This window comes from Candidatus Litorirhabdus singularis (assembly GCF_026262625.1).
GTDB classification, from domain to species: domain Bacteria; phylum Pseudomonadota; class Gammaproteobacteria; order Pseudomonadales; family Halieaceae; genus Litorirhabdus; species Litorirhabdus singularis.
On record NZ_SHNN01000003.1, the window covers coordinates 143,449 to 169,561 of the forward strand.

26 protein-coding genes are annotated in these 26,113 nt (G+C 56.1%); 12 read left to right on the top strand and 14 right to left on the bottom strand.

Features of this window, described 5'->3' with window-relative positions; genetic code table 11:
• Positions 1 to 34 precede the first annotated feature (34 nt).
• Positions 35 to 1,444, top strand: a complete 1,410-nt coding sequence (locus tag EYC98_RS15105; protein WP_320415562.1) for a cytochrome P450 — start codon at positions 35 to 37, stop codon at positions 1,442 to 1,444.
• A 99-nt stretch (positions 1,445 to 1,543) separates the two neighbouring features.
• Complete coding sequence (locus tag EYC98_RS15110; protein WP_279246206.1) at positions 1,544 to 3,421, top strand: ATP-binding cassette domain-containing protein; 1,878 nt, start codon at positions 1,544 to 1,546, stop codon at positions 3,419 to 3,421.
• Between the two features lie 57 nt (positions 3,422 to 3,478).
• Here EYC98_RS15110 and hemH read toward each other — a convergent pair whose 3' ends face one another.
• Positions 3,479 to 4,561: a ferrochelatase gene (gene hemH / locus EYC98_RS15115; protein ID WP_279246207.1), complete on the bottom strand. Its 1,083-nt coding sequence runs from the start codon at positions 4,559 to 4,561 to the stop codon at positions 3,479 to 3,481.
• Positions 4,551 to 5,537 (bottom strand): alpha/beta fold hydrolase, encoded by a 987-nt coding sequence (locus EYC98_RS15120; RefSeq protein WP_279246208.1) that lies wholly within the window; start codon positions 5,535 to 5,537, stop codon positions 4,551 to 4,553. The genes hemH and EYC98_RS15120 overlap by 11 nt, the downstream gene beginning before the upstream one ends.
• Before the next feature lie 124 nt (positions 5,538 to 5,661).
• Here EYC98_RS15120 and EYC98_RS15125 point away from each other — a divergent pair, with 124 nt between their 5' ends.
• From EYC98_RS15125 to EYC98_RS15140, 4 genes are all read left to right on the top strand, one after another.
• Positions 5,662 to 6,678, top strand: coding sequence for a TIGR03617 family F420-dependent LLM class oxidoreductase (locus EYC98_RS15125; RefSeq protein ID WP_279246209.1), 1,017 nt, complete (start codon positions 5,662 to 5,664; stop codon positions 6,676 to 6,678).
• 142 nt (positions 6,679 to 6,820) lie between these two features.
• Positions 6,821 to 7,273: a 2,4'-dihydroxyacetophenone dioxygenase family protein gene (locus tag EYC98_RS15130; RefSeq protein WP_279246210.1), complete on the top strand. Its 453-nt coding sequence runs from the start codon at positions 6,821 to 6,823 to the stop codon at positions 7,271 to 7,273.
• Positions 7,270 to 8,115, top strand: a complete 846-nt coding sequence (locus EYC98_RS15135) for an SMP-30/gluconolactonase/LRE family protein (RefSeq protein WP_279246211.1) — start codon at positions 7,270 to 7,272, stop codon at positions 8,113 to 8,115. Before EYC98_RS15130 ends, EYC98_RS15135 begins: the two co-directional genes overlap by 4 nt.
• Position 8,116: 1 nt before the next feature.
• Positions 8,117 to 8,782 (top strand): GDSL-type esterase/lipase family protein, encoded by a 666-nt coding sequence (locus EYC98_RS15140; protein ID WP_279246212.1) that lies wholly within the window; start codon positions 8,117 to 8,119, stop codon positions 8,780 to 8,782.
• Here EYC98_RS15140 and uxuA read toward each other — a convergent pair.
• Positions 8,779 to 9,969 carry a mannonate dehydratase gene (gene uxuA, locus EYC98_RS15145; RefSeq protein ID WP_279246213.1) on the bottom strand — a complete coding sequence of 397 codons (1,191 nt, stop codon included), beginning with the start codon at positions 9,967 to 9,969 and terminating at the stop codon, positions 8,779 to 8,781. The two genes, EYC98_RS15140 and uxuA, sit on opposite strands and share 4 nt — an antisense overlap.
• Positions 9,970 to 10,136: 167 nt before the next feature.
• Here uxuA and EYC98_RS15150 point away from each other — a divergent pair, with 167 nt between their 5' ends.
• Positions 10,137 to 10,880 carry an SDR family NAD(P)-dependent oxidoreductase gene (locus EYC98_RS15150; protein ID WP_279246214.1) on the top strand — a complete coding sequence of 248 codons (744 nt, stop codon included), beginning with the start codon at positions 10,137 to 10,139 and terminating at the stop codon, positions 10,878 to 10,880.
• A gap of 12 nt (positions 10,881 to 10,892) precedes the next feature.
• On the opposite strand, the gene EYC98_RS15155 is transcribed toward EYC98_RS15150, so the two are convergent.
• From EYC98_RS15155 to EYC98_RS15190, 8 genes are all read right to left on the bottom strand, one after another.
• The gene (locus EYC98_RS15155) at positions 10,893 to 11,978 is read right to left on the bottom strand and encodes a BamA/TamA family outer membrane protein (protein ID WP_279246215.1); all 1,086 of its coding nucleotides are present in this window, start codon (positions 11,976 to 11,978) and stop codon (positions 10,893 to 10,895) included.
• 62 nt (positions 11,979 to 12,040) lie between these two features.
• On the bottom strand, positions 12,041 to 12,865 hold the full coding sequence (locus EYC98_RS15160; protein WP_279246216.1) for a crotonase/enoyl-CoA hydratase family protein: 825 nt from the start codon (positions 12,863 to 12,865) through the stop codon (positions 12,041 to 12,043).
• Positions 12,849 to 13,760, bottom strand: a complete 912-nt coding sequence (locus EYC98_RS15165; RefSeq protein WP_279246217.1) for an alpha/beta hydrolase — start codon at positions 13,758 to 13,760, stop codon at positions 12,849 to 12,851. Before EYC98_RS15165 ends, EYC98_RS15160 begins: the two co-directional genes overlap by 17 nt.
• Positions 13,760 to 14,188, bottom strand: a complete 429-nt coding sequence (locus tag EYC98_RS15170; RefSeq protein WP_279246218.1) for a PaaI family thioesterase — start codon at positions 14,186 to 14,188, stop codon at positions 13,760 to 13,762. Before EYC98_RS15170 ends, EYC98_RS15165 begins: the two co-directional genes overlap by 1 nt.
• Positions 14,181 to 15,608 carry a phosphotransferase family protein gene (locus tag EYC98_RS15175; RefSeq protein WP_279246219.1) on the bottom strand — a complete coding sequence of 476 codons (1,428 nt, stop codon included), beginning with the start codon at positions 15,606 to 15,608 and terminating at the stop codon, positions 14,181 to 14,183. The genes EYC98_RS15170 and EYC98_RS15175 overlap by 8 nt, the downstream gene beginning before the upstream one ends.
• Positions 15,608 to 16,876 carry an acyl-CoA dehydrogenase family protein gene (locus EYC98_RS15180; protein WP_279246220.1) on the bottom strand — a complete coding sequence of 423 codons (1,269 nt, stop codon included), beginning with the start codon at positions 16,874 to 16,876 and terminating at the stop codon, positions 15,608 to 15,610. The genes EYC98_RS15175 and EYC98_RS15180 overlap by 1 nt, the downstream gene beginning before the upstream one ends.
• Before the next feature lie 53 nt (positions 16,877 to 16,929).
• The gene (locus tag EYC98_RS15185; RefSeq protein WP_279246221.1) at positions 16,930 to 17,361 is read right to left on the bottom strand and encodes an SRPBCC family protein; all 432 of its coding nucleotides are present in this window, start codon (positions 17,359 to 17,361) and stop codon (positions 16,930 to 16,932) included.
• A gap of 12 nt (positions 17,362 to 17,373) precedes the next feature.
• Positions 17,374 to 18,018 carry a TetR/AcrR family transcriptional regulator gene (locus EYC98_RS15190; RefSeq protein ID WP_279246222.1) on the bottom strand — a complete coding sequence of 215 codons (645 nt, stop codon included), beginning with the start codon at positions 18,016 to 18,018 and terminating at the stop codon, positions 17,374 to 17,376.
• A 118-nt stretch (positions 18,019 to 18,136) separates the two neighbouring features.
• Here EYC98_RS15190 and EYC98_RS15195 point away from each other — a divergent pair, with 118 nt between their 5' ends.
• Both EYC98_RS15195 and EYC98_RS15200 read left to right on the top strand, forming a co-directional pair.
• Entirely contained in the window at positions 18,137 to 19,285 is a 1,149-nt protein-coding gene (locus EYC98_RS15195; protein WP_279246223.1) for a cytochrome P450, read from the top strand.
• A gap of 15 nt (positions 19,286 to 19,300) precedes the next feature.
• The gene (locus EYC98_RS15200; protein ID WP_279246224.1) at positions 19,301 to 20,560 is read left to right on the top strand and encodes an aromatic ring-hydroxylating oxygenase subunit alpha; all 1,260 of its coding nucleotides are present in this window, start codon (positions 19,301 to 19,303) and stop codon (positions 20,558 to 20,560) included.
• Here the strand turns inward: EYC98_RS15200 and EYC98_RS15205 are convergent.
• Complete coding sequence (locus EYC98_RS15205) at positions 20,557 to 21,441, bottom strand: alpha/beta fold hydrolase (protein ID WP_279246225.1); 885 nt, start codon at positions 21,439 to 21,441, stop codon at positions 20,557 to 20,559. The two genes, EYC98_RS15200 and EYC98_RS15205, sit on opposite strands and share 4 nt — an antisense overlap.
• Before the next feature lie 134 nt (positions 21,442 to 21,575).
• On the opposite strand from EYC98_RS15205, the gene EYC98_RS15210 reads away from it, so the two are divergent.
• Entirely contained in the window at positions 21,576 to 22,913 is a 1,338-nt protein-coding gene (locus EYC98_RS15210; RefSeq protein WP_279246226.1) for an MFS transporter, read from the top strand.
• A 25-nt stretch (positions 22,914 to 22,938) separates the two neighbouring features.
• Here the strand turns inward: EYC98_RS15210 and EYC98_RS15215 are convergent, their stop codons facing one another.
• Positions 22,939 to 23,244: a putative quinol monooxygenase gene (locus tag EYC98_RS15215; protein ID WP_279246227.1), complete on the bottom strand. Its 306-nt coding sequence runs from the start codon at positions 23,242 to 23,244 to the stop codon at positions 22,939 to 22,941.
• Between the two features lie 2 nt (positions 23,245 to 23,246).
• The gene (locus EYC98_RS15220) at positions 23,247 to 24,269 is read right to left on the bottom strand and encodes a hypothetical protein (RefSeq protein WP_279246228.1); all 1,023 of its coding nucleotides are present in this window, start codon (positions 24,267 to 24,269) and stop codon (positions 23,247 to 23,249) included.
• 172 nt (positions 24,270 to 24,441) lie between these two features.
• Here EYC98_RS15220 and EYC98_RS15225 point away from each other — a divergent pair, with 172 nt between their 5' ends.
• Positions 24,442 to 25,197: an SDR family NAD(P)-dependent oxidoreductase gene (locus EYC98_RS15225; protein WP_279246229.1), complete on the top strand. Its 756-nt coding sequence runs from the start codon at positions 24,442 to 24,444 to the stop codon at positions 25,195 to 25,197.
• The gene (locus EYC98_RS15230; RefSeq protein WP_279246230.1) at positions 25,198 to 26,100 is read left to right on the top strand and encodes an alpha/beta hydrolase; all 903 of its coding nucleotides are present in this window, start codon (positions 25,198 to 25,200) and stop codon (positions 26,098 to 26,100) included.
• Positions 26,101 to 26,113: the final 13 nt, after the last annotated feature.

A 26,113-nucleotide genomic window follows, 5' to 3' on the forward strand; every position in this document is an offset into this window, starting at 1 on the left:
TTACGATGCAGCAGCAGATTAACCCCGTGCCAGCATGACGTCTATAACAGCGGCGGCCAACAATCTGAACCAGACGCTCATACCGCACCCCCACCCATGGCTGTTAAAGAAGCAGGTGCTGGTCTGGATCCTGCACTTGTTGTACTTTTGCAGTCAACCAGCTACCCACAGCCATGCGCACGCGCGCCGAGACGACGCCATGAATGAATGTCCCTTTGTTAACTTACTGGATAACGACACATACGCCCAAGGCATGCCCTACGACGAGCTAGCACGCATCCGCGCGGCCGGCCCGGTAGTAAAAATGGACGACCCTATCACGGGCATTCCCTACTGGGCGGTCGTGCGTCGCGAAGCGCTGGACTTTGTGTCGCAGAATCCGCAAATTTTTTCCTCCGCTGAACGCGGACCGTTTCCCATGGAAACCGCCGACGGCGACAATGCGCAGATGATGGCGGAGAACTTCATTATTAACATGGATCCTCCGCGCCATATGAAGTATCGCAAGGTGGTCAGGGATGCCTTTACACCGCGGGCTGTGGCCGCTTTCGAGCCACGCCTGCGCGAGATGGCCAAAGGCATTATCGACAATATAGCCAGCCAGGGGCACTGCGAGTTTATCGAGGAAGTAGCCGCTGAACTGCCACTAATGGCGATCCTGGAAACCCTGGGCGTGCCACTTGAAGATCGCCACCAGTTTTTTCACTGGACCAATGCGATGGCGTTTGCCGACGATCCTGATGTCGCTACCACCGAAGCAGAAGCTCAGACCGCCAGCCTTGAAGTGCTGCTCTACGCCCATCAGCACGCCGCTAACCAACGCCAGAATCCGACCAGCGATGTCGTGCAGGCGCTGTTGACCGGCGCCGTAGATGGCGCACCTATCAGTGACGACATGTTCGCATGGATGTTCATGCTGATCATGGTAGGTGGCAATGAGAGCACCCGCTCAGTCACTTCTCAAGGCATGCGCCTGCTGCTGGAACACCCACAGCAGTTAGAGCATCTGGTAGCTCACCCAGAGGACGTACCCGACGCGATCGAGGAAATGGTCCGCTATAACACGGCCTTTATCATGATGCGACGCACCGCTATGGAGGATGTAGAGGTCTGCGGTGAGACCATCAAGAAGGGTGACAAGGTGATCTTGCACTATCACGCCGTCAACCACGATGAAGACGTGTTCGGGGATGATGCAATGGTTTTTGATATCCATCGCGCCAAGCGCACCGATAATCTGCCGCGGCAACTGCGCTCCTTTGGCGTTGGCGAACATTTTTGCCTGGGCATGAATCTGGCTCGAATGGAGTTGCGCATTATCTTTGAAGAACTGCTACCGCGACTGCGCAACCCCAAGCTTGACGGTGAAATCACGTACATGCGTAATTTCTTCACCAGCACCATCAAGGCTATGCCGATTACCTTTGACCCAGAGATCAAGTAAAGGCGTAAACAGGCTGAAGTAAAAGAAGCGCGGCGGCAGTCGCCCCCGGGATGCAAGTCGCGTACAATCGCCGCCTCATTTACTGCATGTGATGGCTCCATGGCCCTGTTTAAGCTCGACCAGGCATCCCTAAATTTCGGCACTCATATCTTGCTTGATCATGTGGATTTTGCGATTGAGCCCGGTGACAGAATTGGCCTTCTGGGCCGCAATGGTGCCGGTAAATCAACATTGCTAAAAGTTATTACCCAGCAGGCTGGACTGGAAAGCGGCGAGCGCTGGTTACGGCCCGGTACTAAGATGGCCTATCTGGATCAGGCGCTGCCGCAAGCCGACGATCAGGACGTTTACGATGTCGTCGCGCACGGGCTGGCTGAGGTTGGCGACCTGCTGGCACGCTATCACCACTGTATTAATGAAAACGACATGGACGGCCTGGCCAAGGCCCAGACAGAGCTTGAAGCCAAAGACGGCTGGCGCCTGCAACAGCGGGTAGAAACTGTAATCACGCAGCTACAGCTGCCCAGTGACGCGAAAATGGCTAGCCTTTCCGGCGGCTGGCGGCGACGCGTGGCGCTGGGGCAGGCACTGGTCAACGAACCGGATATCCTGCTGCTGGATGAACCTACCAACCACCTGGATATCCCGGCCATCGAATGGCTGGAGCGACAACTGCAAAGCTACCCGGGAGCGATCGTATTCATTACTCACGACCGGGCGTTCCTGCAGTCGCTGGCAACCACTATTACCGAATTGGATCGCGGCCACCTGACCAGCTGGCAAGGCACTTACCACGGCTTTTTGCGTCATCGTGAGCAGCAGCTGGCGGCCGAAGAGCGGGCCAATGAGTTGTTTGACAAGCGCCTGGCTGAAGAAGAGAAGTGGATTCGTCAGGGCATCAAAGCCCGGCGGACCCGCAACGAAGGCAGAGTGCGCGCATTGAAAGCCATGCGCGTCGAACACGGCGAACGGCGGGCGAAGACTGGCAAAGCAGATTTCAGCCTGGACGCTGCTGATCGCTCTGGCAAGCGCGTAGCGGAACTGGAGCAGGTGACACAACAGTTTGGCGACGATGTTGTCATTCGCAATTTCTCCACTCTGATTAGCCGCGGCGACCGCATCGGTATCGTGGGCGCCAATGGCGCCGGCAAATCGACGCTCATCAAAATCTTGTTAGGCGAACTGACACCCAGCTCGGGCACTGTAAAGCTTGGCACCAAGTTGGAAGTCGCCTATTTCGATCAGCTACGGGCCAATCTGGATCCTGAGAAAAACCTCATCGACAATGTCTGCGGCGGACAGGACTTTATTGAAGTAGATGGCAAAAAACGTCACGCTATTTCTTATTTGGGTGACTTTTTGTTTACCCCTGAACGTGTGCGAACGCCCGTTAAGGCCTTATCAGGCGGTGAGCAAAATCGCGCCATACTGGCCAAGCTATTCAGCAAACCGGCAAACCTGCTGGTGCTGGACGAACCTACCAACGACCTCGACGTAGAAACTTTAGAGCTACTGGAGGAAATTCTGCTCGGATTCAAGGGCACTGTACTACTGGTCAGTCACGATCGTGAATTCATGGACAACGTTGTGACCAGCGTATTAGTGCTGGAAGGCAATGGCGTCGTTAGCGAGCATGTCGGCGGCTACAGCCACTGGGTAGACCAAGGTGGTAGTTTACGTGGTCTGGACACGCCTGCTGAGGCGCCCACTGCCAGCACAGCAGCCCCGGCGGCAGTAACACCGACGGTAGTCTCGAAGAAGAAGCTATCCTACAAGGATCAGCGCGAACTTGACGCACTGCCCGCTGCGATTGAGGAGCTGGAGCAAAAGCAGGCCACCTTGGAAGCGCAGGTCTCAGCGCCCGACTTTTACCAGCAGGATCACCAGTTGCAGGAGCCCGTCGTGGCTGCCATTAGCGAGGTACAGGCCGAGCTACAAAAGGCCTATCAGCGCTGGGAAGAATTGGATAGTCAATAACGGGGCTTGGCACGCTGACCGCAGGCCGCTGCGCCTGCCATCCGCGTGCCGCAACACTCACTGCTTGGCGCCAAGTTTCCTGGCGTTCTCATGAGTCTCTTGCGGATCGTCCACTCCAACTTCCCAACCCTGCAGGTTTTCCTTCACCAGATCCGCCAGTACCTCAATATGGCCCGGCGATGCGTTCAGTGCCGGAATATATTCAAAGCGCTCACCACCGCCCTCCAGAAACACATCTCGAATCTGCATATCGATTTCTTCAAGAGTTTCCAGGCAGTCAGAGGAAAACCCTGGGCACACTATCTGTATCGACTGGGTTCCGGCAGCGGCCAGTTCACGCACCGTACCCTCGGTGTAGGGCTGCAACCACTCAGCGGCGCCGAAACGCGACTGGAAGGTCGTCAGTATCTCGTCCTCGGCCAGACCCAGCTCTTGCGCCAGCAGACGTGAAGTCTTCTGGCATTCACAAAAATAGGGGTCGCCCAGTTCCAACTGACGCTTGGGCAGCCCGTGATAGGACAGTACCAACTTGTCGGCGCGACCGTGGGCCTGCCAATGAGACCTTATGCTCGAAGAGAGGGCCATAATGTAAGGAGGATAGTCGTGATAATGGGTGACGAAGCGCAAATCCGGCAACCAACGACGACGGTTAAAATCTGCCGCCAGCGCATCGAAGGTTGAGGCTCCGGTAGCGGCCGAGTACTGCGGAAACAAAGGCAATACCAGTAGCTTGCGCACGCCCTGTTGGCTGAGCCTCTCCAACGCGGTTGCCAACGACGGCTCGCCATAGCGAAACGCATACTCAACCACAATATGATCACCACACTCGGCGCGCAGCTTTTCATCGAGAGCGGAGGCCTGTTCTCGCGTGTAATGCAGCAGTGGCGACCCCTCCTCCATCCATATCTTGCGATAGTTCGCCGCAGACTTGCGTGGACGTACCAGCAAAATAATGCAATTGAGAATGAACCACCACACTGCCCGTGGAATCTCTACGACCCTGGGATCGGACAAAAACTGCCGCAACCAGGGCCGCACTGCCCCTGCCGTCGGTGCTTCCGGTGTGCCCAAATTAGTTAACAACACGCCGATACGTGGCGGCTGCTGGTGCTGAAAGTCTTTCTGATTTTTAAATGCCATGGTTTCTTATACGCGCCAAGTAGTCTAATAGGATGACATTTAATGCTTCAGTCGCCTCCAACTGAATCATATGTCCTGCGCCGGGGATCATTTGCACGTCCATCAGCTTTGGAAAAATAGCCCGCATCTGGGCAATCGGATCGTCGCCGTGAAAGCCTTCCAGATCGACGTCGTTTTCACTGCCAATAAACCAGGCAGGCACTTCACTCTGCACGCCTTCATAGGGCCGGCGCTGTTCCCACTTCATGTCCATGGAACGGTACCAATTGATGCCGCCGGTAAAGCCACACTGACTGTACTCGGAGACGAAGAATTCCAGCTCCAGTTCGCTCAACCAGGGCCACGGCAGCGGCGGCGGCACAACCATAGCGTCGATATAGCTGGTCTCCGGTGGAAACTTGAACATATCGAAATAACTGACCTCGCCGCTCAGGGTCCAGAACACAGTATGTAAAAAGCGTCGTGTCTGTTCCGCCAGCTCAATATCTGCACGCGGCGGCTCCAGAAAATAGTTAATGTGCAGAAAGTGCTCTGCACCCATGCGCCGATACCCGGTCAGCGGCGGTTCATTGGGGTCGTGCGGCGCCGCCGGGTTTTCCAGCCCGATCACTGCGATCGTGCGCTCGGGGTGCCGCAGCGCAAAGTCATAGTTGGCAAAAGCACCAAAATCCAAACCAATGAATATGGCTTTCTCTTCACCGATATGGTCCAGCAGTCCCAGCAGATCACCGGTGATATGGTCGACATCGTATTCGCGCGGATCATCTGGCGCTTCGGTCTGCCCCATGCCGCGCATATCCGGAGCAATCACGCGGAAGCCGGCCTCTGCCAGCACCGGTATCTGCCGATGCCAACTGAACCAGAGGTGCGGAAAGCCGTGGCACAAGACAACCGGGATACCCTCGCCCTGCTCCACATAGTGGGTATGAATGCCATTGATAACGGCGTAATGGTGTACCCATTGAGCATTCAGCATGGACCGTCTATCCTCCATTGGTTACCTAAAAAAAGTGTGGCCCGCGACGCTATATTGCCTGGCGTTGCCACGCACTAAAACAATGCTGCGGCAAGCAGAAGTATAAACTCAAAAAGGATTCAATATGAAAATTGATGGCGGATTTGGCTTCGGCCAGGAATTTCACTCCACCGACAAGCTGGTGCGCAAGGCGCAGGAGCTGGAGGAAATCGGCTACGACGGACTACTGGTAGCAGAAATTGCTCACGAACCGTTTATGCCACTGGCATTGGCAGCGCATCACACCAGCAAGATTAACCTGCGCACCTCTATTGCCGTAGCTCTGGCGCGCACCCCGATGAACATGGCTAACATCGGCCATGACCTCAATGCCTACTCTCAGGGCCGCTTTACTTTGGGCCTGGGTTCGCAGATCAAGCCGCATATCACCAAGCGCTTCGGTATGCCCTGGCACGGCCCGGCCAAACAGATGCGAGAATATATTGAAGCTATGCATGCTATTTGGGATTGCTGGTATGACGGCACCCGGCTCGCCTACGAGGGCGATATCTACCAGCACCGGCTAATGACTCCGGAATTCAGCCCTACCAACAGCGAGTACGGGCGACCCGGCGTGATGATGGCAGCGGTAGGCCCGCTCATGATGAAAACCGCGGCCGCAGTAGCCGACGGCATTATCGTGCACTCTTTTTGCAGCGAAAAGCACTTCAAAGAAGTCATGATTCCGAGTCTGGAAGCAGAGCTTGCCGCCAATGGCAGGTCCCTGGAGGACTTCGAAGTCCAGTTTCCGGTGTTTGTCGCCAGCGGCGAAACCGAAGAGCAGCTGGAAAAATCCAAGGCCGCCATTAAATATCGGCTGGGCTTTTACGCGTCTACACCAGCCTACAAAGTGGTGTTGGACACCCACGGCTGGGGTGACCTGCAGGGCCGCCTAAACCGCCTTACCAAAGACGGGCGCTGGGATGAGCTGCCGGATCAAATTGACGACGAAGTCTTGATGGCTTTTGCCGCGGTGGGCACGCCAGAGGAAGTCGCGCACCAGCTTAAGGACCGTTTTGGCGGATTGGTTGATAGAGTTGCGCTGGACTCCAGCCATAGCCCCGAAATACTCGAGCAGCAGATGAATATTCTGCGCAGCTAACAGTCTCAATCAGCATGATGTAACTGTATCGGTCCTGAAAGCCATACTGGGCAAGCCTTATACCGGCACCAGCATGGCACCGATGCCGCCACATCATTATTATCGGACTCACACCATTCTCACAGAACGAAAAGGAAGCACTATGATAACTACCCCAGAAGCCGTGCACTTTGGCAAAGACGACCTGCCGTTTGTTGATATCGGCGATGGCAGCATGCTGAAAGTGTTACATGTCCGCGTTGGTGAAGGCCTGTGGATTATCGAGAATATCTTTCAGGCCGGCTACGAAGTGCAAAAACACCGCCATACCGGACCGGTCTTCGGCTACACCACCTCCGGTGCCTGGAAGTACAAAGAGTACGACTACGTTAATCGCGCTGGCTCTTTCCTCTATGAACCCGCAGGTTCAGAGCACACGCTGCAATGTATCGAAGACAACACCCGGGTCTGGTTTCAGATGTATGGCTCCAATATCAACCTCGGTGAGAATGATGAAATCGATATGGTGGTTGATGGCAGCCTGACGCTCAACTACTACCTGGCGATATGCGAAGAACAGGGACTGCCACGTCCCAATGTACTTATCGAACCGTGAGTGAACTGCACACCATCGTCGCTGGCCTGGCCTTCCCGGAGTGCCCGCGGTGGCACGATGGCAGCCTGTGGTTTTCCGACATGCACGCTGACCAGGTGATTCAGGTCAGCGCCAGCGGCAAGATACTGCAAACGCTGGAGGTACCAGGCAACCCCGGCGGTCTGGGCTGGCTACCAGACGGACAGATGCTGATTGTTGGGATGAAAAGCAATCTGCTCTACCGCCTGATGGACGCTACGCTAGAGGTCTATGCTGACCTAGGCACAGTGCACACGCATCAGAGTAATGACATGGTGGTCGGTGACGACGGCACCGCTTACATCGGCAATTTCGGCTTCGATCTGATGGCTGGCGACCCTCCACAATCCACGCAGCTGGCTCAGGTAGCGCCCGGTGGCGCCGTCAGCGCCGGCCCCAGCGAACTCAGTTTTCCCAATGGCATGGTGATTACAGACGCCGGTAAGACCCTGGTCGTGGCGGAATCATGGGGCAATCGGCTAACGGCTTTTTCCATCGCTGCCGACGGCAGCCTCAGTCAGCGCCGGGTCTGGGCTGAACTCGGCAAGCTGATACCGGACGGTATTTGCCTGGATGCCGAAGGCTGTATCTGGGTTAGCGCCTGTGCCAACCATGCCTGCGTGCGCGTGCGCGAAGGCGGCGAGGTGTTAGAGAGCATCGATACCGGCAACCTGAACCCGTTCGCCTGCATGCTGGGCGGCGCTGATGGTCATACTTTGTTCATGTGTAATGCCGGCAGCGCTAATCCAAAGCAAACGCTGAACGAGCGCAGCGGTCGTATCGACTGCGTGCAGGTTTCAGTGCCCGCCGCCCCTGGAGAGTAATATGAAAACCTGGCTTATTAGATTATCAGTCACCCTAAACGTGCTGACGCTGGCAGTGGCGGCGGGCGTTTATTTCAATGGCGCTAGCCTGGTACGCAGTTTTCTGGAACCCATGTACGAGCGCAAATTCAGCTTTTTTGACAGCTATCCGATAGCCAGCGGTGCGACCGTATTCCTGGGCGACAGTATCACCGAGGGCGGCGAGTGGCAGGAAGTATTCCCCGCACTGAGGGCCATCAATCGCGGCATTGGCGGCGATATTACCACCGGCGTTTTACAGCGCTTGGAACAGGTCAGCAAGGCTGCACCTGAACGTGTGTTCCTGATGATCGGCACCAACGACCTGACTCACGGACCGGACAGCCGTGACACCAGTTACCAACAATACCGTGAAATCGTCCAGCGACTGCAGCAGGAGTCTCCGCGAACCGAAATTTTCCTGCAAAGCGTGTTGCCCCGCGCCGCGGATAAGCAGGAAGAGGTTGAGGCCTACAACGCTGTCATCGCCGAGATTGCCACAGCTACAGGCACCACCTTTATCGATCTATACCCGGCGTTTCTGGACCCGGATGGTTCCATCAAAGATGCTTACAGCAATGACGAACTTCACCTTAATGGTCCCGGCTATCAGCTCTGGCAAGCTCAGCTACAGGACTATATGAATTAGTCCGGGTTGCGCGAGCGCAGAGTTTCCAGCGTATGCATAACGCCACGTAGTTCGGCCAGGCCCTTAAGGCGACCACCAAAGGAATACCCCGGGTTGACCCCGTCACGGCCGATTTCGTCGCCCATCAGATGACCGTGGTCGGGGCGCATGGGTATGCCATCACTGCGCCCCTCGCGCTGGCGTCGGGATTCTTCATCCAGCAACGCCTCTATCAAACCCACCATGTCGTTATCGCCATCGAGGTGCTCAGATTCGTAGAACGAGCCATCGCTTTCACGCCGCACATTGCGCAAATGGACAAAATGAATATCCGGCCCGAACTCCCGTGCCATCGCAATCAGGTCATTGTCGCCGCGAGCACCAAAGGAACCGGCACACAGTGTCAAACCATTGCTGGGACTCGGCACAGCAGCCAATAAGGCGCGCGCATCTGCCGCCGTAGAAACCACTCTGGGCAGACCGAAAAGGCTAAAGGGTGGGTCATCAGGATGAATACACAGGCGCACGCCAGCGGCTTCCGCTACCGGCACCACCTCGGCCAAAAACTGGAACAGGTTGTCGCGCATACGCTCAGTACCCATGGCAATGAACTGCGCAATTGCGTCGCGAATGCCGGCCCGGTCGTAGGACCCTTCACCACCGGGCAGGCCAGCAATAATATTGCGCTCGAGCAGCGCACGCTGCTCTTCATTCATCGCCGCGAAACGCTCACTGGCGCGCTGCAGCAGCTCGGGAGCATAGTCTGCGGCTGCGTTCTCACGCTCCAGCATATACACATCATAAGCAACGAAGTCGGTCATTTCGAAACGCAGCGCGCGGGAGGCATTCGGTAACTCGTACATCAAATTGGTGCGGGTCCAGTCCACAACCGGCATAAAGTTATAGCAAACCACTTCAATACCGGCAGCACCTACATGGCGCAGCGATTCCTGATAGTTAGCGATATACCGCTGATAATCGCCACTGCGGGTCTTGATATCATTGTGCAGGGGTATGCTTTCCACCACCGACCAGTGCAGCCCGGCAGCTTCAATCTCGGCCTTGCGCTGCTTTACGTCAGCCAACGGCCAGGCAGCACCCGTACCAATATGGTGTAGCGACGTCACCACGCCGCTGGCGCCGGCCTGCACAATATTTTCCAGAGTGACCGTATCCTGCGGTCCAAACCAGCGCCAGGTTTCCTGCATTTATTCTTACCCCAGTTTTACATTAGCAGTATTGGTATGACCACTTTACCAGAATTGATTTACCGGAGTTAGCCTGCATCACAACGGCACCCTGACCACTTTGGGCCGGTTGACGCCCCCATCACGACGACCTAGTATTAGTTGCATTAAAAGACTTGGTATTGAGTATGAACGAAGCTTCTACTACTGCACCCGGCGTGGCCTTAATCGTCGGTGCCGGCGACGCCATCGGCAGTGCTATCTGCCGTAAATTCGCCGCACGCGGCCTGACGGTATGCGCCGCCCGCCGCAATGCAGACAAACTGCAGCCGCTGGCGGATGAGATGGCCGCAGCCGGTCAGCCCTTCTATCCCTTCAGCTGCGATGCTCGCAACGAAGATGCGGTCATCGAACTGTTTACACATATCGAGCAGGACATAGGTCCACTGGAAATAGTGATCTTTAATGTAGGTGCCAATGTGCCCATGGGCATTCTGGACACCGATAGCCGCAAGTTCTTCAAAATATGGGAGATGGCGTGCTTCGCCGGGTTTCTATGCGGTCGCGAGGCTGCGCGCCGTATGACCGAGCGCGGGCATGGCACCATTATATTTACCGGTGCTACTGCCAGCAGACGCGGCGGTGCCGGTTTCGCCGCTTTTGCCAGTGCCAAACACGGCCTCAGCGCCCTCGCCCAGAGTATGGCGCGAGAACTGGGACCGCAAAATATTCATGTAGCGCACGTCGTTATTGACGCCGGCGTGGACACCGAGTGGGTCAGCAACATGGTGCCTGACTTCGAGCAGTTGAAAGCCGATGACGGCATCGTCAATCCCAATGACCTGGCCGACAACTACGTCATGCTATTTGACCAGCCGCGCAACGCCTGGACCTACGAGCTGGACATCAGGCCCTGGCGTGAAAAATGGTAGCCGGTGAATGCCTTAAAACGGGTGGCCCAAACGCAGATAAAAGCCTTTGTTGTCATCCTTTCCAAAAGCCGCCTCGGCACGAATAACAATCCCTGCTTCTTGCTTTAGTTTGTAGATGAAACCGCCGCCTACGGAGGGGTAAATATCATCGCTATACGTACAAGAGCGATCACCTCCATACAGGCAGCCAACGCCGGCAAAGCCAACTACCCCCCAACGCTCACCCACCATATAGCGGGCATCAAAGTCGACGTGCGTCCAGTTACGGGCAATATAGTTGCCTACCACGTAACCACGCAGGCTCGCCGATGAATAGCCACCCAGCGGGGCCTCGTTAGTCCAGCGCCCTTTTACCTGCATGGCCAGAACCATGCGGTCCAGTGGCTGAAAATAGTGCTGGTATTCAGCGTGCAAAACATCAAATGACTCGTCACCACCCAGACTCTCGCGATAGGCGATGTTGTGGGCAACGAACTTGTTACCGCTGCTGGGATCGCGTTGGCGGTCACGGGTGTCATATTCAGCAACCGCGCCAACACCCACCGAGTCAAAGCCAGTGAGACCAATCAGTTCCAAAAAAGCACCGAGCAGGCCGTCGGCACCGATGGCATAGTTACTGGATATCGCCTGCCCACCCAGGTACCAGTTGGGTCTGACCTGATAGCTGTAACGCACAAAGTAAGCCTCGAGATCATCTTTGGTGCGTGCCGGCAGGCCTACGCCAAGAAAATCGTCGTAGTCATTATTGATCTCTCCTGATACCGCGCCGGCGACAATCTTGTGCTTGTTGTCGTTCAGATAAATATCGGCAAACGCAGCCAGAACCCAGGATTCGGTATCACTGTAGGTGCCGTACAGGCCCATCATCGACTGGGTAGAGCCAGCATCAAAACGCTTCAGATACGCTCCAAGGCCACCTAACGTGGCACCCAGTTTAGGCTCACTGCTGAGCAGCGGAGTCAGCAACCAGGGCGATTCTTCAGCACCGGGATCACTAACATCTTCAGTCGTGTCAATCGGCTGGGCTACGCTGAACACTGGTAATAAAGCCAGTAGCATAACGGCACCGAGGCGCAGTTTCCTGAAGGTATCTAGCATAGGCTTTATGGCTCCGAGGCGGCCGCGCATTCTACTCAGTTCACCTGCGTAGCTCAACGGCGTTAGTCCTTAAAATGAGCCGGTCGCTTTTCCAATTCCGCCATCACTGCCTCTATCTGGTTTGGCGTACCGATAATGGCGTCCTGCTCGACCGACTCCATCATCAACCCGTCCTCGGCGCTAAGATAGTTCGCAGCATTAAACATACGTTTATTGGCGCGAATAGCGTCGGGGTTGCGCCCGGCGATCTGCCGTGCAAGAGTCATCGCGTGCTCATAGGGATCTTCCACGACCGCTGTAACCAGCCCCATTGTAAGAGCCTCCTCAGCGGTGAATATTCTTCCGCTGTAAGACAACTCTCGCACTACGTCATCGCGCAGCAGATGGCGCATTAACTGGGTGCCAGCCATATCGGGCACCAGACCCCACTTAATCTCCATGACAGATAATCGGGTACCAGGCGCCGCATATCGAATGTCCGCACCCAGACACACCTGCAGGCCACCCCCTAGCGCCACGCCATGCACTGCCGCAATGACTGGCATGGGCAGCTCGCGCCACATCCAGCCAGCATACTGCGGTTGATTAGCGATGCCGTGAGTGCGCTCCGCCAACGTCTTGGGGACAGCTTTTGCCCCGCCTTTGTGCTCTGAGCTCTTACCGCCTTCGGCCATGGCGGCAAAATTGGCCATATCCAGCCCCGCACAAAATGCCTTACCCTCACCGGAAAGTACTGCGACTCGCACACTGGGATCATTGCGCAACTGCTCACCCGCTTCCTCTATCGCTTTAAACATCGCTGCATCCAGCGCGTTCATCTTGTCTGAGCGCACCAGTCGCACATCGGCCACGCCGTCGGTAACCGTAATCTCAATTCGATCTTGCATGTAATTCTCTCTCTGTAGGATTGGCCTGCAGCGTGGACAACCACTGTGTCAGGCTGTTCATAAACTCGGTGAAGTGTACTGTTGGACCTTCAGAACAGGCAAATCCATGAGCACTGTTGTCAAAGTGATGGCTAGCTACGGCAACACCTGCAGCAGCCAGCTTCTGTGCAAAAATTTTACCTTCATCGCGCAGCGGGTCAAACTCCGCAGTGCACAGAAAAGTGGGCGGCGACACTGCCAAATCATCAGAGCGCTGAGGCATGGCACGCTCAGCGGTGGGATCAGCGGAATCTAAACCTCCCAGATAGGAATCCCAGAACCATTGCATCAGCTTGAAGGTGAGCACGTGTCCGGTCGCATATTTTTGGTAGGAACTGTAGCCCGCTGTGTAATGGTCTACCGCGGGATAAATGAGCACCTGACCTAACACCGTCGGGCCCGGGTCACGCGGCAATGCCAGCGCCGTACACGCGGCCAGATTACCGCCAGCGCTGTCGCCGGCCAAGACCAGACTGCCGTTGTTGGGTCCGAGCTTGGTTGAGTGTGCGCCACACCATAAAGTCGCGGCCAGACAATCTTCTTGCGCCGCCGGGAATCGAAACTCAGGAGCCAGGCGATAATCTACGCTAACCACACTGCAGCCACTGGCCACAGACAGCTGCTGACAGAAAGGCGCATGGCTCTGGGTGTCACCGATGACCCAACCGCCACCGTGAAAGAAGACAATCAGTGGACGTTCGGCGCCGTCATCACTCGCAAACAGCATCAGGTCAAAATTATTGCCTGACATCTGCAAGCGCTGGGCCTGATCGGACTGATAGTGGCCCTTCCACGCCGCATGATTCTGGTAGCGATAGAGGTGGCGTAGCAACCAGATCTTGATTTTATTCAGCATCAGCGCTTATCTCCCGCACTCACTGCGCGGCGCACGTTGAACACCCCGCTCATGGTCGCCAACGTCTGCTCGCCGCAGCAAATGCTGCCGCTAACGTGGGCGCTGCGCTTGCCCAGCCGGTCGATTTTTGTGGTCGCCACCAGCCAATCACCCAGCCGCGCCGGCGCGAGGAAATTAGTGGTCAGTGAAACCGTCGTCACCGCCGGATTGGGTCGTTCACTGAGGTATACCTGAAAACTCAAGGCAACATCAGCCAGGGTGCTCAACACCCCGCCATGGGCTATATCAATGTAATTAATATGTCCGTCACCGACCCGCAGCCCGACCTCATAACAGTCACCCACGGTACGCACATAATATGGTCCCCCGCGCTGCAGATAGGGCCCGTTGAACTGGGCGGGTTGAAAGCCGTCGGGAATCTCACTCATTAATGCTCTCCCCTTGCCGACTAGCAGCCACCTGCAGAGCCCCGTAGCGCGGCTGATCAATGGCCAATTGTCCGGCAACGGTTTGGCGCATATGCTCGGCCAGACCTGGAGCATCCAGAGCCAAGCCCTGACGCAGTGCCACAGCCAGCTGACGCCTTAGGCTCAGTGCATCGCCCGTGGCATTGAGTAATTGCTGCAGCCGGGTTGCTTCTGCCTGCGCCAGTTCCGTTCCATAGTCAGCTTCACGACGTGCGGTCGCTATAGAATTGGCTGCCACCCGTGACAGAAATGCCAGCCGCGGGTCAGCGCTGGCGCTAACCTCCTCGCGCAGGAAGGTCTCGACACTGGAAAGTAGCTCATCAAGCACCGGTAACTGGGTCTCCATAGCGGCTTCGTTAGCCCCTGTGGGCAATACAAAATCACCGGGGATCAACAGATTAACGCAGTCCATCTGAGCCTCCGACGAGCGTCTGCCAATCGCCGGACGCTCTACGCTGGGGTTATCTCCGCTGCGCCAGCTCTGCGCCATGCGCAGACACGCAATGGCCCACCAAAACGAACCGAAAACCTGCCAATAGTGCAACTGCTCATGGGTCACCGCGACTTTGGCAACGGCGTTATAACCGGCCAGCAAATCTTCTATGTGGCCAAACCCACCGACTGGCAGCTGAGTGTTACCAAAACGCCAGGAATTAACGCACAGCCAACCAAGATCGCGAACCGGATCGCCCAAATGTGCGATCTCCCAATCCAGCACCGCAGTAATTCCGGCCTCAGTCACCATCAGGTTGCCATTGCGAAAATCGCCGTGCACCAGATTGATTTGCGGATTTTGCGGCAGGTTCTGCAGCAGCCAGCGCGCGGTGTAATCCAGCATCGGCTCAGCAAGTCCCAGTTCCTGGTAATAGTTCCAGGACTCGTGCACCAGTTGCTCTGGTGTGAGCTGCATCAAGTGCTGATCGAGGCCTTCAGTACGCCAGTCAATATTGTGAATACGCGCCAGAATCTCACCACACTGGCGCGCCAGCTGCGGCCGCACCACCGCCAACTGCTCCGAGCGAACAATACGCGAGCCCAGGGTTTCACCGTCTAACCACTGCATGAAGAAGCCACCGCCAAGGCCGTCCTCCTCGCGCAATACATAGTAAATCTCTGGCTCCGGAATACCGGCTTGGCCCATTAGCTGCAATAGTCGCGCCTCTGCATCCAGGCCGATACCGGCGACGTCACCGGTGTCAGTACCCCCCAGTGGCGAGCGGCGCAGTGCGTAAAAGCATTCGACACCGCCGATAAGGACCTTTAAACGATAGGTCTCCAGACTGGCCCCTGCAGTCAGCCGCGAACAATCCAGCAGCGCCTCGAAACCCGCGAATTCGCGAGCCATAACTGCGGCGACACCTTCTTCAAATTTATCGGACACTAGTCGTCTACACCTTTGGGCGCCTGCTGCTTCATAAACCCGAACAGGTAACCTGCGACACGGCGCATCTGAATCTCTTCAGCACCTTCAGTAATTCGATAACGACGGTGATGACGATAAATGTGCTCAAACGGCTTATAACGCGAGTAACCCAGGCCACCGTGCACCTGCATGGCACGATCCGCCGCCTCACAGCACAGACGATTAGACCAGTAGTTACACATGGAAACTTTATCGGAACAGGAAAACGCGCCTTCGGTGTCCATCAGCCAGGCAGTCTTGTGAATCAACGCGCGCAACATTTCACACTGTGTTTGCAGCTCTACCAGAGGGAACTGAATGCCCTGATTAACGGAGAGCGGCTTACCAAACGGTTTGCGCTCCATCGCGTATTTCACCGACTCGTCAATGCAGTACTGGGCCGCACCCAGGCTTGAGGCCGCCTGACGAATCCGATTCTCATTAAAGAAATGCTGCACCAATTGCAGGCCCCGGCCCTCGCCGCCGAATATTTCGGTATCGGCAATGCGCACATCCGTGAAAGAGACATGGGCATGGTCACTGGGCATATTGAAGGTCCACAGATACTCCTCAACCTTGACCCCTGGCGCGTCCATCGGCACCAGGAATGCGGTAATACCTTTGCCATCGCCAGGTTCTCCCGAGGTACGTGCCATAACAATATCGCGCGTCGCCTTGTGCACCCCGGTGTTCCAGGTTTTCTCCCCTTTGATAATCCAATGGTCACCGTCGCGCACGGCGGTGGTTTCCATGTAAGTGGCATCAGAACCGTGAGCGGGCTCAGTAATACCCATAGCAAAACCCACCTGACCCGCTGCCAGACCTTTGACCCACTGTTCCTTTTGCGCCTCGGTACCATATTCAAGCATCAGCAGCAGGCCGATGTTATTACCAACGATGGCGTGCTCATTCTGCAGGTCACAGTGCAGCCCCAAACCTTTGTGTGCCAGATGCTCGCGAATAATCGCCATGCCCAAATTACTGCCGTCACGACCACCATATTCGCTGGGGAACGGATAACTGAATAGCCCCGCTTCCACTGCCAAATTACGCGCCTGACGCAGCAGGTCTTCCCACTCCTCATTGGGTAAGCCCTCGCGTTCCCAATCGGTACGGGCATCCTCACGACGGTGGTCGAAGAAACGCATATTGTCGTCCTTGCGCTCCAGCGGCTTAATTTTGTCCTCAATAAACTGGTCCACCTCGACCAGGAAATTGGCGATATCCTCAGGGATATTAAAATCCATTGTTTTGCTCCTGCTTGTAGTTATTAGTTATTAGTGACTACGGTTATTCGTTACTACTGGGCTCTGACGTAAGACTCCAGACCGGAAGACATGCTCTGGTAGGCGGCTTCCAGCTCGGCGCTAACAGTGGCCTCGTTGATTTCAGGTAAGACCTCGAATTCGCCCTTCCAATTAAGACTACAGCTGCCGTTTGTTATCGCTTCAACTTGCACTCGGGCTTGGTAGCTAGCCATGCCACCTGCTCCGGCTGCGGTCAGCGAATAGGTGAGTGCCAGCGCCTCCGGATCCAGTGCGTCTAGCCGCTCACTGATTTTGCCGAGGCCAGGTATATCCAGATGTCGAATCATACCTACACCCTGCCCTTGCAGCTCCACCGTGCCCAAACCACCTGTGGCCCAGTCCAGAAATTGCCCAAAGTCAGCCAACACAGACCAGACATCTTGCGCAGCGCATTGCACCGGTATTACACAGCTGACTGTGGTCATAGGCTATTCTCGTCAAACATTATCACTCCAATTTTTTAGCACGATTTGGCCCTGTTCACTGACCACACCGGACAGCGACGTTAGCATGCTCTGACGAGACATTGTGGGCAGGCTCGACAGGCTTAACAAGCCCTTATTCCAGAGCAGTAGCACACCCCAGGTGTGCGCCGTCAGCAGCGCTGCTGTGCGAGCTGATTGCACTCTCCGGGTAAGCTCGCCGCGGCGCTGAGCGTGCCGTAACTGACGTTGCAGAAACTTTTGATTGGACCGCAACAGCAGGTCGACGATGGGGCTTGAATCCTCAGCCTGAAAAAGTGCCCTCGACATAGCTTGAGCATACTCCGGGCTGACCAGAATCTGTGCGCTAATAGCATCCGTGTAACGTAATATCGCTGCAAGGCCCGCGGCTTGCTCACCGGCTTGCACCTGAGTAACGATGGCATCCAGCAGGTCGGCGACCGCGGCCATGACCAGCCCGTCCTTGGTAGCAAACAGGTTATAAAGGGTTTTGTCGGAAACCTCACTAACCCGCGCCAGTTCACGCATGGTCAGCCCATCGTAGCCACGATTGGCAATCAGCTCTCGCGCTGATTGCAGCACACGCTCCTGGCGTTCTTGCTGCCGTGGTGAAGAATAGCTGCCACGTTTGCTGCCCACCTTTGCCAAAACCTCTAAACTCCATCGCTGCCAGTCGTGAAATAAATACTAACGCAGGTTGCTATTCAAAAATACACCATGCTATATTTTTTAAAATAATTTATCAGGAACCCTCGCCATGCACTTTTATGACCCTGACATCGCGGCCGACCCCTACCCCCATTACCAGCACTGGCGGGAGCAGCAGCCGGTTTTCCGTGATGAGACGTCAGGCCAATGGATAATCAGTCGCCATGCCGATGTGGTTGCAGCCCTCAAAAATCCCCAATTGTTCTCTTCCTCAGCTTTCGCCCAAAGCGAACAAAGTGCTGTCACCCTACCTTTATTGTCAGATGATCCACCGCGCCATACCCAGTTGCGAGCGCTGGTTAACCGCGCCTTTACCAGCCGCACGCTGAAGCAAATTGAAGCCGACGTGGTCCGGCTCAGTAACAGTATGATTGCGGCATTACCCAGCGGCGAGCCGGTAGACATCGCCGAACAATTCACGATCCCGCTGCCGGTGGCAGTCATCGCCCAGATGATGGGTATTCCAGTAGCACGCGGCGAAGACTTCAAGCGCTGGTCCGACGCGCTGACCGGCACCTCGGAGGCGGATGACATGGAGTCGCGCATGCCCGACATCATGGAGATGGCCGCGTTCTTCAGCTCGCTGATACCGGAACGGCGCGCCAATCCCGGCCAGGATCTTATTAGCCAGGTGGTCAATGCCGAGGTCGATGGAGAGCACATGTCGGATGAGGACATTGCGGGCTTCTGCATGCTGCTGTTGATTGCTGGTAATGAAACCACCACTAGCCTGCTCAGCAATCTTCTACACCATGCCGCCAGCAATCAGGGGGTATGGCAACAACTGCGTGACAACCGCGATGGCATTGATGCTGCCATCGAGGAAATATTGCGCTTTGATGCGCCGGTGCAGTTTGTGTTTCGTACGGTGATGGAAGATTTCACCCTGCACGGACAGCAACTCAGCGCCGGCGATATTGCAGTGCTGCTGATGGGCTCTGCCAATCGTGACTCAGATCACCACGAGACCCCCGAGCAATTTCGCCTGGACCGTAAACAGAACTCGCACCTGACCTTTGGCCACGGCATTCACTTCTGCATTGGTGCACCGTTGGGCCGACTGGAAGCCCGCATCGCCCTGGAGTCAATGCTCGATCGATTCAGCTCCGTGCACCACGCTGAACAAGCCAACGAACGAACGCACTCCCAAATGTTGCGCGGCTTCCACCACTTGTGGCTGGAATTTAAAACTGCCTGAAGGAGCATTAATACCATGACCATGAGCCAGGAAGAAGTCAGCAAGCTGCGCCACTTAATGGAGTTTGAAGCTACCCGCACCGAGCCTCCCCTGGCCTGGCCGCGGACACCGGATATTCCTGCTGGCCGCTACGTCGACCCGCGTTTCTTTGCCCTGGAGCAGGAGCACGTATGGCGCAAGTCCTGGCTACTGGCGGCTCACATTGACGAGGTACCGGAGCCCGGTTGCTTCATGCTGTGGGAAAATACCGGCCAACCGATAGTCATTACGCATGCCGAAGACGGCCAGATAAACGCCTTTTATAACACCTGTAGTCATCGCGGTGCGCCCGTAGTCACCCAGCCCAGTGGCAAAAAGAAGCGCCTGACCTGCGCCTACCATGGCTGGAGTTACGATCACTCCGGTGCGCTCTGCGCCATTCGTGACCCGGAGGACTTTCATGATCTGGACCTGTCTCAGCGCGGGCTTCAGCCAGTGCGCTGCGAGCGCTTTGGGAATCTGATTTTTGTCAATCTGGACCCGCAGGCGATGACACTGCTGGAGTGGCTGGGGCCTATTGCCGACGAATGGGAAGAGTTTCAGTTTCACAACTGCCGACTGGCCGCCCGCCATATCTTCGATCTCGACTGCAACTGGAAGATCGCCATGGAGGCTAACACCGAGGTCTATCATGTGCGCAGCATTCACCCGACTACCGTCGCCCCCATCCTTGATGACCGCCGCAACGTCAATACGCTTTACGCCAATGGCCACGGCCGCATGGTGGCGCCCACTCCAGCAGGTAAGTCGAGTTTGGAAGCCGTGGCAGCACCACCCGATATCGCCCAGATCGATGGCGTCGGCGAGATTGGCCGCACCTGCACACAGTCCTACGGTTTGTTTCCCAACTATGTGTCGCCGCTGAGCCAGTTCGCGATTCCACCGATTCTGTTCTGGCCCAACGGCATCAACAAGTGCCGCATGGAGACGTGGACCATGGCGCCAGCCTGGAAAGAGGGTATGAAGCCCAACCTGTGGACTGAGAACGATGGTGCCAGCCTATGTCAGGTGCTGTTGGAGGACACCCAGTTCGGTGAGAAAATTCAAAAATCGATGGAATCCCTGGGGTTCAAGGGCGTGCCGCTGAGCTACCAGGAGGCCCGCATTTACCACTGGAACGAGGCCGCCGATCGTATGATCGGCATTGACAATATTCCCGAGGAATTACGCGTCGCGCAGGTGATTGGCGAAGAGTGGATTTATCCCAATGATCCGCGACTGGAACAAATGGCCTAAGCCTCACCCCAGCGCGCAACCTGCTCGCGGATCAGCTCCACCACCGCCTGCGGACGCTGCATGGGAATGAAGTGCGAACAATCGGACCAGTGCTGCTCTACCGCATTGGGAAAAACATCGACCAGTCCCGGCCAGGTCGGGGACGAAGAAAAGTCCATGAATGATCCTGGCGCCGGGGACTGCGCACGAACAATCAGCACTGGTATTTCCACTCGGGCAATGCTCTGGTAGATATCACTATTGCTGCGCGACGTCATATAAACCTCCGCCTCAATGTCTGGAGGACAGGCCAGCACAAAACCACCGCCGGCAGCCGGTAACAAACCCCACTGGCAATAGTCGCGAAATATCCGCTCATCCATCAACGGAAACGAGCTTTTAGGAGCCAGTCGGGCGACCATGTCATCGACACTTTCAAATTGGTTGCGGCGTTTTGAAGCCGGATGCTTACCCCCCGGAAAGTGGGCACGAAAATCATTGTCTGACTGATAGGCCTGCGGTTCCAGTACGGTAGGGTCCAGTAAAACCAGTCGGGCAAAGCGATCACACAGAGCGGCAGCATCCGCCATGGCGTGAGCCCCCATGCTGTGACTGATACCAATCACATTGCTCAGCTGCAGGAATTCCAGCAGCGCCACCAGATCCTCGGCAAAAATTCGCCAACTGCCAGCCGCCAACTTCTCACTACGACCGTGACCGCGCAAATCCACAGCAATGCTGTGTAAATCCGGAAAGGCTTCTGCCTGATAATCCCATAACCGTGCGTGAAAACCAGTGGCATGCACAAACACCAACGACGGTGCATCGGCGCGCGCCTGGCCACGCTCGTAATAAGCCAGCTCGGCGCCATTAAGTTTTACCTGATGAAATACCGGATCCATAAACACCTCTAATAACAGCGGCGAATGGTAACCGCCAGAACCGCGCCTGACCAGCGCCCGGCTGCAGTCATCGTTGATAGGGATTGGCTGCAAGTCATGCTAACGTGTGCCCCTGCAGCAGCTATAGCGACCCCATGCGTACCACACAAAAGAAAGTTTCACAGGAATCTAAAGAGATTACTCAGGCACCTGCCCGTGAACTCTGGTCATGGGCGTTTTATGACTTTGCCAACTCCGGCTATACCACCGTCGTGCTCACCACGATTTACTCTGCGTTCTTTGTTGGCGTCATCGCCGCCGACGTGGACAGCGACGCACCAGGAACCGCCACCCTGCTATGGACCATGGCGATTGCCGCCGCCAATCTTATCGTCCTGATCAGCGGGCCCATACTGGGAGCGATTGCAGACCAACGAGCCTGCAAGAAAACACTGTTAATGGTATCCAGCGTTGTCTGCGTCATTGCCACCGCCTTGCTGGCAACTGCAGGCCCTGGACAAATTCCACTGGCAATGGCTTTGCTGGTGCTATCAGCGATCGCCTTTGCCAGCGGTGAAAACTTTATCGCTTCCTTTCTGCCTGAAATTGCTCCCAGCGGAAAAATGGGCCGTATCTCCGGTTACGGCTGGAGTCTGGGCTACTTCGGCGGGCTGCTAACCCTGGCCAGCTGTCTGGCCTACATTACCTGGGCCAGCGAACGCGGCGATACCGCCGCAGACTATGTGCCGGTAACTCTGGTTATTACTGCCGCCATATTTGCGGCCGCGGCCATACCCACATTCCTCTGGTTGCGCGAACGCGCCCGGCCAAGCACTGGGCCGAAACCGCGCTCCTACATATTGGTAGGTCTGGGGCGGGTGAAAACCACCCTTTCCCACGCCCGCCAGCTACCGGATCTATTTCGATTCCTGATCTGCCTCACCATCTATCAGTCGGGCGTGGCAACCGTGATTGTCATCGCCGCTATCTACGCCCAGGAAGTCATGGGTTTTAGCAGCCAAGAATTGATTATCCTGATTATGGTCGTGAATTTTGCTGCCGCCATCGGCGCTTTTCTGTTCGGCTTCGCGCAGGACAGGTTCGGCTCTATTCCAAGTCTGGCGGCGGCGCTGTTAGTCTGGATCGCGGCCGGACTGCTCAGCTTTGCCACTACCACAGCCGACGGATTCTGGGCAGCTGGTCTACTAATCGGCGCTGCCATGGGCGCCACTCAAGCCGGCGGACGCGCTCTGATCGGTCGCTTTACGCCATTGGAGCGCAGTGGTGAATTTTTTGGTCTATGGGGTTTAGCGGCTCGCGCCGCCGCCATCATTGGCCCGCTCAGCTACGGCATCATCAACCGCCTCAGTGACGGCGATCACCGCATCGCTCTGTTATCGACGCTGACCTTTTTTGTAGTCGGGCTAATCCTGCTACTACGGGTAAATGAAGCTGACGGTGTTGCCGCGCGGTTGCAGCCTTTGCAGCACTAGTACAACACGGTCTTTCGCTACCGCATCAGAGCCCGGCGCCTTTAACCTGACCGTAAGGCAGCAGTTTGTGCATCACCTTGATATCACCCAAATCCGCAATGCTGGAGATCATATTCTGGAACTCCGGAGTCGCGCAGTGGGCTGCATAAGCTTCCTCTGACTTATACAGCTCGTAAAACCAGAGTTCATCCGGATCATCCTCTGCCGCATGAAAAACGTAAACAGGTACTCCTTCCTCACTGACGGTGGCCTGCTGCATGGTCTGCGTCAGCGCCATGAGTTCTTCGCGCTTTCCGGGCTTGGCCCTGACATTAGTGATAAAAGCCAACATCGTTACGACTCCTGTGGTGGCTTTTCCGGAACGCTGGCAGCAGCTGGCGTACCAAATAAATCCCGCTGCGCGCGACGCCAGAACAACAAACCAATCGCAGCGTTGAAAAGGATGAAGAAGTTGTGTTGGACAAAACCAAAGGCCGCCATCTGTCCTTCATTATCGGGGAACAGAACTACCCAGAAGGTAATGGCTGCAGCACGCATGGGAGTTGGCACTGCAGCCGCAAAAAAGATAATCGGCAGATAAGGCAGCAAACCCAGCACCGTTGCCTCGACTCCAAACAACTGCAAGGCCAGCGTATAAACTAACACCGCTGCCAACAGAGCCGGTGAACGCAACAGGAAAAATGCCCCGTAATGCCAGAACCTAGCCTGACGGAACGCATGCAAAAGCGGCCGGTCACGCAGACTGCTGGATTGCAGATACCAGCCTGAGAAATAGCCCACCCACAACACTAGAAAAATGGCAGCTGCTGCGGCCAACCAGGGGATCAGGCCAAACGCCTCTGGTAAAGAGTCCGCCGCCAGTATGTATCCGATGGTCGCCCATACCAACAGATAAAATATTTCACAGAACATAATAAACAACATGACCGAGCCCACTTCCCAGCCCGGGGTCTGGTGACGGCGATTCAGGTAAAATGCCATAGCCCCCTTACCAACCTGTTCGTTAAAGATTGAAATAATGTAGGCGCTAGCGCGCACTGGCAGAATGTCACGGTAGCGAATATCACTGACAAACCAGTTCAGGGCGCGGGTAACCACCAGGGTATCAACCAGAAAGTAAAATACTGAATAGCCAACCATCAGTGCCAGCCAGGGCAGCCAGTTAACACCCGCAAAAACCTGCGTCATATAATCTACAAGATTCAAGCCTTCTCGCTGCGCAGCACCGTTAAGTCGGTAATACAGATAGGCGAAGCAGGCCAAAGTGATCACTAAAAAAACCACCCTGCCCAGGGTGCGCTTGCCCGACGCTGCTGGTGCAGTTGCAGGAGCTTGTGGTTGTTCCGAATCAGTCATCACAGTCAACATCTTTGGTATTGGACTCGCATAGTATCCAGCCCGCCCGCCCGTGGCCAGCCCACTAACGGTTCAACTATTCGCAGCACGGGGCTAAGTTGTAACAACGGTTGTCCCGAGGCCGCAGCGACAACCTATACTGCTGCTATCAACCCAAGACGGAGAGACCGACATGAATGAACTCAAAGGCAAGGTAGCCATTGTCACCGGTGCTGGCCAGGGCGTGGGCCAGGGCATCGCGTTTGCGCTATCAGATCTGGGCGCCAGTATTGTGGTGGCTGGACGTACTTTTTCCAAGCTGGAAACCAGCGTCGCCGAGATTGAATCACGCGGCGGCCGTGCAATCGCAGTCGCCTGCGACGTTAATGATCTCGACAGTCTGGAGAATTTAGTAGCACAAACCATAGAGCATCTCGGGGGCATTCAGATACTGGTTAACAACGCTCAGGAAGTGCCTCTGGGGACGCTAATGGAAGTCAGCGACGAGGCCTTCACCAGTGGCTTTACATCTGGACCACTGGCCACCCACAGGCTAATGAAGCTGTGCTACCCGTACCTGAAGGGCGATGGCTGCATCATTAACCTGGGCAGCACCGCAGCGCGGCGCTGGGATATGAGAGGCTATGGTGCCTACGGTGGCATCAAAGAGGCGATTCGTTGCCTGACCCGAGCTGCTGCCTGCGAATGGGGTAAGGATGGCATTCGCACCAACGTCATTCTGCCGCATGCTACCTCTCCGGCCCTGGGCTGGTGGATCGAGAACAACCCTGAAGAGTCTGCCGAGTTTATTTCGACCATACCCATGCAGCGTGTGGGCGATTGTGAACAGGATATTGGCCGCTTCGTTGCCCGCCTGTGCACCGAAGACAGCGCCTACGTTAATGGCCAGAGCATCGCGTTGGACGGCGGTCAGGGGCTGATAGGCTAGATGGCCATCAGCACAGCATTCCAGCAACTACTGGACGCGATCCCGGACGGTCTTAACGCACCCAGCGACGATGTGGCCACGGTGCGCGAGAAGATGGCGCCGCTGCACGGCCACGAACTACCCGCCCAGGCCAGCGTCGAATTGCTGCAGATCGGCGAACGTGCGGCGGCCTGGGTCAATCGCGATGACCTGCGCCAACCCGGTCGCCACGCCCTGTTTTGCCACGGTGGCGGCTTTGTTTCGGTGCGCATGCCGGAATACCTGTTCTGGGCAGAATATGTTGCTCGCTATCTGGGCGCGCGCACCCTGGTACCCGATTACCGGCTGGCACCAGAGGCTGCATTTCCCGCCGCGCTGGACGATTGCTTTGCGGCCTATTGCTGGATGCTGGAACAAGACATCGACCCACAAACCATTGTAATTACCGGGGATTCTTGCGGCGGCGGCCTCGCTGCGGCAGTGATGTTGAAGGCGGTTGCGCAAGGTCTGCCGGTACCGGGCTGCCATGTTGGTTTTACCGGTTGGTATGACCTGACCCTCCCTGGCGCATCCGGCATCGACCCGGGCGGCAGAGATCCTTTTATTACCCCGGGCTGGTATCAGCGTCGTGTCAAAGACTATCTGGCTGGCGCCGACCCACGGCTACCATTGGCATCGCCGGCACAGGCGGACTGCGAAGGACTGCCACCGCTGCTATTACAGGTGGGTGGCTGTGACATTACGCGTGACAGTGCAGTGGCGATGGCCGCCGCAGCCGGCGCCGACGGTGTTCAGGTAGAGCTACAAATCTGGGCGGGCATGCCACATGGCTTTCAGGGACTGGTGGGTAGTGAGATACCTGAAGCCATCAGCGCTTTTAAGTCTGCGCGACAGTTCGTCGACAAACACCTCACCTCCCATTGAGCGGCAGCTAAAA